General features: G+C 68.2%; 8 protein-coding genes and 1 pseudogene (1 of these 9 only partly in view). 6 read left to right on the plus strand and 3 right to left on the minus strand.

Annotated elements, in window-relative coordinates:
• Positions 1 to 340: pseudogene (locus tag F1643_RS17135) on the minus strand (transporter); the annotation flags it as partial.
• Positions 341 to 850: 510 nt separating this feature from the next.
• Between F1643_RS17135 and ccmA the strand changes: the two are divergent.
• The gene (ccmA, locus tag F1643_RS17140) at positions 851 to 1,573 is read left to right on the plus strand and encodes a heme ABC exporter ATP-binding protein CcmA (RefSeq protein WP_370540666.1); all 723 of its coding nucleotides are present in this window, start codon (positions 851 to 853) and stop codon (positions 1,571 to 1,573) included.
• Positions 1,570 to 2,235, plus strand: coding sequence for a heme exporter protein CcmB (gene ccmB / locus F1643_RS17145; RefSeq protein ID WP_014249273.1), 666 nt, complete (start codon positions 1,570 to 1,572; stop codon positions 2,233 to 2,235). Before ccmA ends, ccmB begins: the two co-directional genes overlap by 4 nt.
• Before the next feature lie 25 nt (positions 2,236 to 2,260).
• Here the strand turns inward: ccmB and F1643_RS17150 are convergent, their stop codons facing one another.
• The gene (locus tag F1643_RS17150) at positions 2,261 to 2,869 is read right to left on the minus strand and encodes a glutathione peroxidase (protein ID WP_194914453.1); all 609 of its coding nucleotides are present in this window, start codon (positions 2,867 to 2,869) and stop codon (positions 2,261 to 2,263) included.
• A 412-nt stretch (positions 2,870 to 3,281) separates the two neighbouring features.
• Between F1643_RS17150 and F1643_RS17155 the strand changes: the two genes are divergently transcribed.
• From F1643_RS17155 to F1643_RS17170, 4 genes are all read left to right on the plus strand, one after another.
• Positions 3,282 to 3,665, plus strand: coding sequence for a hypothetical protein (locus F1643_RS17155; RefSeq protein ID WP_194914454.1), 384 nt, complete (start codon positions 3,282 to 3,284; stop codon positions 3,663 to 3,665).
• A gap of 342 nt (positions 3,666 to 4,007) precedes the next feature.
• Positions 4,008 to 4,868, plus strand: coding sequence for a flagellar motor stator protein MotA (gene motA / locus F1643_RS17160; protein WP_194914455.1), 861 nt, complete (start codon positions 4,008 to 4,010; stop codon positions 4,866 to 4,868).
• Positions 4,869 to 4,897: 29 nt separating this feature from the next.
• Positions 4,898 to 5,857, plus strand: coding sequence for a GNAT family N-acetyltransferase (locus tag F1643_RS17165; protein WP_194914456.1), 960 nt, complete (start codon positions 4,898 to 4,900; stop codon positions 5,855 to 5,857).
• Between the two features lie 104 nt (positions 5,858 to 5,961).
• Positions 5,962 to 6,138 (plus strand): hypothetical protein, encoded by a 177-nt coding sequence (locus F1643_RS17170; protein WP_194914457.1) that lies wholly within the window; start codon positions 5,962 to 5,964, stop codon positions 6,136 to 6,138.
• 62 nt (positions 6,139 to 6,200) lie between these two features.
• Here F1643_RS17170 and F1643_RS17175 read toward each other — a convergent pair whose 3' ends face one another.
• Positions 6,201 to 7,500 carry the 3' portion of a M23 family metallopeptidase gene (locus F1643_RS17175; protein ID WP_255542932.1) on the minus strand. 2 nt of this gene lie beyond the right edge of the window, so only the last 1,300 of its 1,302 coding nucleotides appear in the window; the start codon is cut by the window's right edge — 1 of its three bases falls inside, at position 7,500; the stop codon is at positions 6,201 to 6,203.

Consider the following 7,500-nt stretch of genomic DNA (forward strand, 5'->3'; position numbering starts at 1 on the left):
TCAGCAGAGCCAGCCCGTTCAGCGCCAGCCCGGTGCGGCGCAACGCCGCGAAGAAGCCGGGGCCGACCTGGATGCCGATGGTGTAGACGAACAGGATCAACCCGAAGTCGCGGATGAAGTCCATCATCTCCGGATTGAAGGCGATGCCCGCCTGCTTGGCGATGTGGCCGCCGGCGATGCCGGAAAACAGCACACCGCCGATGCCGAGCCCGACCCCCCGGATTTTGATATGGCCGAGCGCCACGCCGGCCGCCGACACGAGGCCGAGCATGAGGACCACCCGCGCGATCGGCGGCATGGCCTGGAGAATGTCTGCGAAGGCCGACGTGAAGGCCGACATGGGAGGACTCGCTTGCTGAACATAATTGGGCAGGGTTCCGGCAGGCCCCGGACGGGCTCCGGAAACGCCGCGACACTCCCCGCAGGTGGGGAACGACGGCGCCACGATGCGGCAGGGCGGTGGGGTAAGGCGTTGATTCAGAACAAGCGGTCGGGCTTTAATCCTGCCGTTCCCGGCACCCCCGCGCTGCATCCCGCGCATGGGAGCGCAGCGCTGCGATGCCGCCAGTTCGCTGCAGGACAACGTCCGATTGCTCGAACTGCATCCAAATTTTGCCACTTTCTCCCTATAAAACTCATCTCAAGCAACCGGCGACGCATGTCGCGCGCATCGGCGTCCCCCCTAGCGCCACCGCCGCGACGAACGGACGCCGTTCCATCGAGCATCGTCCGGCCGGACCCGGCCGGGCGCGCGGCCATCGCGAGAACCCCCTCGCGGTGGCCTTTTTCTTTGCGCGGCTCATGCAGCGGCGACGCCATTCTTGCTCCGGCTTTTCCCCCGCCCTGTGCTATAGCAGCGCCTCCCTCAACCGGAGGCGCGACCCGTCCCATGCCCGTTTTTTCCGGATCCGAGCTGACCTGCCTGCGCGGCGACCGGCTGGTCTTCACCGGGCTGGAGTTCCGCATCGCCCCCGGCGGCGCGCTGGTCCTGCTCGGCCCCAACGGCAGCGGCAAGTCCAGCCTGCTGCGGGTGATGGCCGGCCTGTTGAAACCGCTGCGCGGCACGCTCGGCTGGGACGGTGTGTCGGTTTCCGATGATCCCGACGGCCACCGGGCGCGGGTGCAGTATGTCGGCCATCTGGACGCGGTGAAGCCGGTGCTGACGGCGGCGGAGAACCTCGCCTTCTGGGCGGCGCTGGCGGGAGCCGCCGATCCGGCCGCCAATGCGCGGGCGGCGCTCGATCGGCTGGGGGTGCCGCACATCGCCGGGGTGCCGGGCCGCTACCTGTCGGCCGGGCAGAAGCGCCGGCTGAACCTGGCGCGGCTGCTGGCCGCACCGGCGACCTTGTGGCTGCTGGACGAACCGACCGTGGCGCTCGACCGTGCCGCCATCGCCCTGTTCGAGGGGCTGATCGCCGAACACCGCGCCGAGGGCGGCATGGTGGTGCTGTCCACCCACACCGACATCTCCACCCCCGGCGGCGAGGAACTGCATCTGGACGACTTCACCCCCTATGCCGACGATGAAGAGGGCGGCGACGAAGACTATAAGGAAGAGGGGGGCGTGCGATGAGCCGTTTCCTGCGCCTCGTGGCGCGCGACCTGCGGCTGGCCCTGCGCCAGGGGTCGGATGCCACCATCGCCGTCATGTTCTTCGTCCTGTGCGTGGTGCTGTTCCCCTTCGGCGTCGGGCCGGAGCCGAACATCCTCGCCCGCATCGCCGCCGGCGTGATCTGGGTGGCGGCGCTGCTCGCTTCGCTGCTGTCGCTGGAGCGGCTGTTCCAGACCGATTACGAGGACGGCTCGCTGGAGCTTCTGTCGCTGTCCTCCCTGCCGCTGGAGGCCGCGGTGCTGGCGAAGACGTTGGCCCACTGGCTGGTGACCGGCGTGCCGCTGATCGTCGCCGCCCCGCTGCTGGCCGTCCTGCTGAACATGGATGCGCAAGGCTTCGGCGTACTGGTGCTGACGCTGACGCTGGGCACGCCGATCCTCAGCCTGATCGGCTCCATCGGCGCCGCCCTGACCCTGGGGGCTCGGCGGGGCGGCGTGCTGCTGTCGCTGCTGATCCTGCCGCTCTACATCCCGGTGCTGATCTTCGGCGCCGGCGCCATCGACGCCGCGATCAACAGCCTGACTCCGCGCCCGCACCTGCTGCTGCTCGCCGGCATCCTCGCCGCCGCCCTGCCGCTCGCCCCCTGGGCGGGGGCCGCGGCGCTGCGTCAGGCGGTGGAGTAGGGGAGGGGGCCTGCGTCGACTCCCCTTAAGACTTCGTCGCCTTCTCCGGCAGCAGCTTCTCGATCGCCTCGCGCACCTTGTCCGCTTCAGGGTCGGTCATGGTGGAGAACCAGGACACCAGCCTGCCGTCCGGGCCGACCAGATATTTGTGGAAGTTCCAGCGCGGCTTGGCGAGGAAGCCCATCTCGTCCGACGCCCAGCGGTAGAAGGGGTGGGCGCCGTCGCCCGACACCACCGTCTTGTCCGTCATCGGGAAGTCGATCCGATAGTTGACCTCGCAGAAGTCCTTGATCTGGGGCGCGGTCCCCGGCTCCTGCCCGCCGAAGTCGTCGGACGGCACGCCCACCACCACCAGCCCGCGGTCGCGGTAGCTCTGCCACAGCGCCTGCAGCCCCTTGTATTGCGGGGTGAAACCGCATTGCGACGCGGTGTTGACCACCAGGATCGCCTTGCCTTCGAACTGCGACAGCGGCAGCGGCTGTCCGTCGATGCCCTGGAAGGTGAAGCTGTAGGCGTTGGTTGCACTGCTGCTGGCGGCCATGGTGCTGGTGGCTCCCATCATGGAAAGGACCGCAGCCACGGCGGCAGGGATGGCGGCCAGTGTGACGGTGCGAAGGAGGGTCCGGACGGTCATCGGTGCGGCTCTGCGGCTGGGGGCGATGTGGGCGGCGTCGGCATCGCGGTGGATGGCGACATCCTTATACGATGCCTCATACGCTCCCCGGCGCCTATCGGATCAAGCGGACGGCGGAAAGGATCCGTCATCCGCCCGCCGCATCCGGCCTACCCCCACCGGATGGGTAGCGATACCGCCCACCGAACAACAGCTTCATAGGTAAGGATGCGCGGCGGCCAGACCGCCATCCACCCGCTTCTCCGCCGGACACCGCCCGAAAAATGTCTCACCCGGTCCAGCCCAAGCCTGAGCATAAGAGCTTATCCCATCGAAATGGGTACGCGGCCCTTCGCCCCATCCCTCTCCCCATCCCCGTCAACACCCGGCCGCCACAAGCCCAGCCGCAAGCCCATCCGAGGAGACCAGGCCGATGAACGCCGCAGCCACCATGCAGCACCCCCGGACGCCGGAGACAGCCGTGCGTCGGGTGGCCGGCGCAGTCGCCAGGACGGCCGGTGCCGCGGCTGCCGTCCTGTTGCTCGGCGCCGCTCTGTCGACGCCGTCCTTCGCCGATCCGGGGGACCATGGCCGCGGCCATGGCTGGGGCCATCACAAGCATAAGAAGAAGCACCATCACCATGACGACGGCCCGGTCGTCATCTATGGCGCGCCGCCGCCGGTGGTGGTGGTTCCCGCTCCGCCGCCCCCGCCGCGGGTCGTCTATGCGCCGTCCTATGCGCCGCCCGCCGTCGTCTACGCCCCGCCGCCCCCGCCGCCGGGCGTCAGCGTCCAGATGAACATTCCGCTCCGCTAACGATCCGCATGCTTCAAACGCCTCGGCTGCCCGGTCATGTCCGGCCGCCGGGGCGTTCCTGCGTTCCGGCTGTGACCATCCTGTGTCCTCCCTCTCGCCCCGGTCACCACTCCGGTCTCCTCCGGCGCCTTGCCGCCGCCCGGCCACCGGTCCGCAACGCCTGAAAAGCCTGCACCGCCAGTCCTTTCGTGACAGGACCCATCCGCACCGGTAGGATCGCGCGGCCTGTCGCGAAGGCGGTAGACCGTTCGGGTGGTTTACGGAAACTCAACCGATCTCCGGCCTTCTGTGGGTCGGATGCATCCTGCGGTCCGTGGCGGGTAGGGGTAGGGAGAAGACCGGATGTTCGTGATCATCGGTTTGGTCATCGTGGTGGTCAGCGTGTTCGGCGGCTACATCCTCGGCGGCGGCCACATGGGCGTGCTGTGGATGCCGTTCGAGTTCATGATCATTCTCGGATCGGCCGCCGGGGCGTTCTTCATCGCCAACCCCAAATCCGTGGTCACCCACACCGGCAAGGAACTGGGACACCTCTTCAAGGGCCCGAAATACAAGAAGGAGGACTTCCTGGAGGTCCTCACCATGATGTACCAGGTCTTCAAGATCGCGAAGACCAAGGGTTTGCTGGCGCTGGAACAACACATCGAAAAGCCGGAGGATTCCCCGCTTTTCCAGCAGTTCCCGAAATTCTACGGCGATCACCATGCCATCGCCTTCCTCTGCACCTATCTCCGTCTGATGTCGCTGGGCGCCGACAACCCCCACGAACTGGTCGACCTGATGGACGAGGATATCGAGACGATGCACCACGAACACCAGCGCATCGCCGACGCCATCCAGGCGGTTGCCGACGCGGTGCCGGCGCTGGGCATCGTCGCCGCGGTGCTGGGCGTGATTCATACCATGGGCTCGATCACCGAACCGCCGGAGGTGCTGGGCAAGCTGATCGGCGGCGCGCTGGTCGGCACCTTCACCGGCATTCTGGTCGCCTACGGCTTCCTCGCCCCCATCGCCAGCGGTCTGAAGAACATCTACCACGCCGAAGGCAGGTACTATCACGCGATGAAGACCGGCCTGATCGCGCATCTGTCCGGCTACGCGCCCGCAATCTCGGTCGAATACGCGCGCAACGTGCTGGAACCGGAATACCGTCCGAGCTTCGCCCAGGTGGAAGAGGCGACCTCCGCCCTGCCGCCGGCCTGATCCGGCGGCCTGATTCATCGGAGGCCCCGATGCCGGACATCGACATCGCCTGGAACGAGGGCACGGTCGGCGATTGGGATGCCCTGTTCGCCCGCGCACCCCGCTCGACCCTGCTGCAGAGCTTCGCCTATGGCCGCGCCATGGGCCGCACTTATGGCCATGTCCCGCGGCTGGGCGTGATCCGCCGCGGCGGCGAGCCGCTGGGGCTCGTCCAGACGCTCGACCGCCGCATGCTGAAGCTGTTCCACGACCGCCAGTGCTACCGCGGCCCGCTCTGGCTCGACGGCACGATCCCCGATGCCGACACGCTGGAGCCGGTGTTCCGCCTGCTGCGCCGCGCCTGCCCGCGTTCGCCGCTCAGCCGCGCCAGCCTGCTGCCGGAACTGCCCGCCGGACCGGAGACGGAGGCGCTGCTCGCCCGCTGCGGCTTCCGCAAGGTCGGCCCCGGCTACCGGACCGTCTGGTTCGACCTGACCCGCAACGAGGAGGCGATGCGTGCCGGCCTTGCCCGCGACTGGCGCCAGCGTCTGCGCGGGGCGGAGAAGGCCGGTCTGGTCCTCGACGTCGATTGGAAGGCCGACAACCTGCCCTGGCTGATGAAGCAGGAGCACGACCAGGCACTGGGCAAGGGCTTCCGCGCCATGACCGGGCCGCTGGCCGTCCGCCTGCGCAATGCCATGGTCAAGGGCGGCGGCCGCGCCGACGGGGCGCTGATGGTGACGGCGCTCGACGGCCGCAAGCCGGTGGCCTGCGGCCTGTTCTTCCGCCACGGCATCTGCGCCACCAGCCAGATCAGCTGGGCCGACGAATCCGGCCGCAAAAGCGGCGCCATGCGGCTGGTGTTGTGGAAGGCGATGCAGGAGTTGAAGCATCGCGGCGTCCGCACGCTCGACCTCGGCGGCATCAATCCCGACACCGCACCCGGCGTCACCGAGTTCAAGCTCGGTACCGGCGGGGAAGCGGTGGAGACCGTCGGGCAGTATCGCTGACCCTGACGCCCCAGAAGATCTTTGCCTGATGATGGCCTGACCGGATCCGGCTATCCTTACCTGCGTGCCGACCCGACACAGCCTTTCCGCACGGGATGTCCGCCATGTCCTCCGACCTCGAACCGTTGAAGCCCGGCGAAGCCGACGTCGCCATCGAACGCGCGATGCAGCAGCGGCCGAAGGCGATGATCATCCGTGAAAAGCTGCAGAAGATGCTGGATGACGAGAACACCGCGCGGCAATTCGTCGGCGCCATCCGGAACATGATGAACAAGGAATAGGCGCAACCTTGCGGCCATCACCGGCGGCAATCGCCGCCGGCACGCCGATCAGGGGCCGGCCATCAGCAGCTCGTGGCCTTGTTGCAGCCCTTCTCCTCCGGGGAGGCCGGCGCCGGGGTGCGCGCCAGTTGCAGGCCGCTGCGGGACTCCTCGAACAGCTTGTCGATCGCCCGCCGGGCCTGCTGGAAGTTCTGGAGTTCCCGTCCCTCCAGCTTCTCGCCGGTCGGCAGGTCGACGGAGCGCGGGTTCACCTGATGCCCGGCCTTCAGCACCTCGTAATGCAGGTGCGGACCGGTTGACCGCCCTGTGGTGCCGACATAGCCGATGATGTCGCCCTGATCGACCCGCGCACCGCGGCGGATGGACTTGGCGAAGCGGCTCATATGGGCGTAGGCGGTGGAGATCTCGGTGTTGTGGCGGATGCGGACATAGTTGCCGTAGGAGCTGTTGCGCTCCGCCAGCTCGATGGTGCCGCGACCGGCGGCATAGATCGGCGTTCCCGACGGCGCCCCGAAATCCACGCCCTTGTGCATCTTGCTGAAGCCCAGGATCGGGTGACGGCGCATGCCGAAACCCGACGTGATGCGGGCACCGTCGATCGGGGTGCGCAGCAGGGCGCGGCGGATGCTCTCGCCGTCGTCGTTGTAATAGTCGATCCGCCCGTCGCGGGTCTTGAACCGGTAGATCGGCATATCGTCGCCGCTCAGCGTCAGCGATGCGTACAGCAACTCGCCTTCGCCCGCCTCGGTGCCGTCGGCGGTGACCAGCTTCTCATACATCACCTCGAACCGGTCGCCCGGCTGCAGGTCGCGCTGGAAGTCGACGTCGTAGGAGAAGTTCTGCAGGAAGGCCATCATGACCGAGATCGGAACCCCGGCCTGCGCCCCCGCCTCGAACAGGCTGGAGCGGATGACGCCCTGCGCCGCGACGGGCTTGCGCGTCACCGGCTTCTCGATCTGGCTGGAGGTGAAGCCGGCATCGCCCTTGCGCGCGATCGACACCGACCGCAGCGGATCGGGCGCGAACTCCAAGCCTACGAACTTGCGGGCGCCGCCCCGGCGCGGCTCGAACAGGACGGTCACGCGCTGGCCGACCTGCAGGCGGCGCGGATTGTAGACCTCCCGCAGGGCGGCCACCGCGTCATGGGCATCGTTGGTCGACACCTTCGCTTCGGTCAGCAGATCCATCAGCGTGTCGCCGCGGCCGATGGACAGGGTGCGGCGGTCGACCGGACCGGCGGGACCGCCATCACTGGTGCCGCCGCTGCGCTTGGCATCCTCCTTGGCCTCGGACGCGTCCTCCGCTCCCGTGTTCGGCTTGACCGCAGGCTTGTAAGCGTGGAGCCCGCGGCCGTTCGGCCGC

Origin of the sequence: Azospirillum sp. INR13, from assembly GCF_015390205.1 — a bacterium.
GTDB lineage: Bacteria > Pseudomonadota > Alphaproteobacteria > Azospirillales > Azospirillaceae > Azospirillum.

Excerpts from the sequence above, each read along its gene's own strand:
- motA (WP_194914455.1), top strand. The coding sequence starts at position 4,008 with ATGTTCGTGATCATCGGTTTGGTCATCGTGGTGGTCAGCGTGTTCGGC.
- ccmB (WP_014249273.1), top strand. The coding sequence starts at position 1,570 with ATGAGCCGTTTCCTGCGCCTCGTGGCGCGCGACCTGCGGCTGGCCCTG.
- F1643_RS17170 (WP_194914457.1), top strand. The coding sequence starts at position 5,962 with ATGTCCTCCGACCTCGAACCGTTGAAGCCCGGCGAAGCCGACGTCGCC.
- F1643_RS17150 (WP_194914453.1), bottom strand. The coding sequence starts at position 2,869 with ATGACCGTCCGGACCCTCCTTCGCACCGTCACACTGGCCGCCATCCCT.
- F1643_RS17165 (WP_194914456.1), top strand. The coding sequence starts at position 4,898 with ATGCCGGACATCGACATCGCCTGGAACGAGGGCACGGTCGGCGATTGG.
- F1643_RS17155 (WP_194914454.1), top strand. The coding sequence starts at position 3,282 with ATGAACGCCGCAGCCACCATGCAGCACCCCCGGACGCCGGAGACAGCC.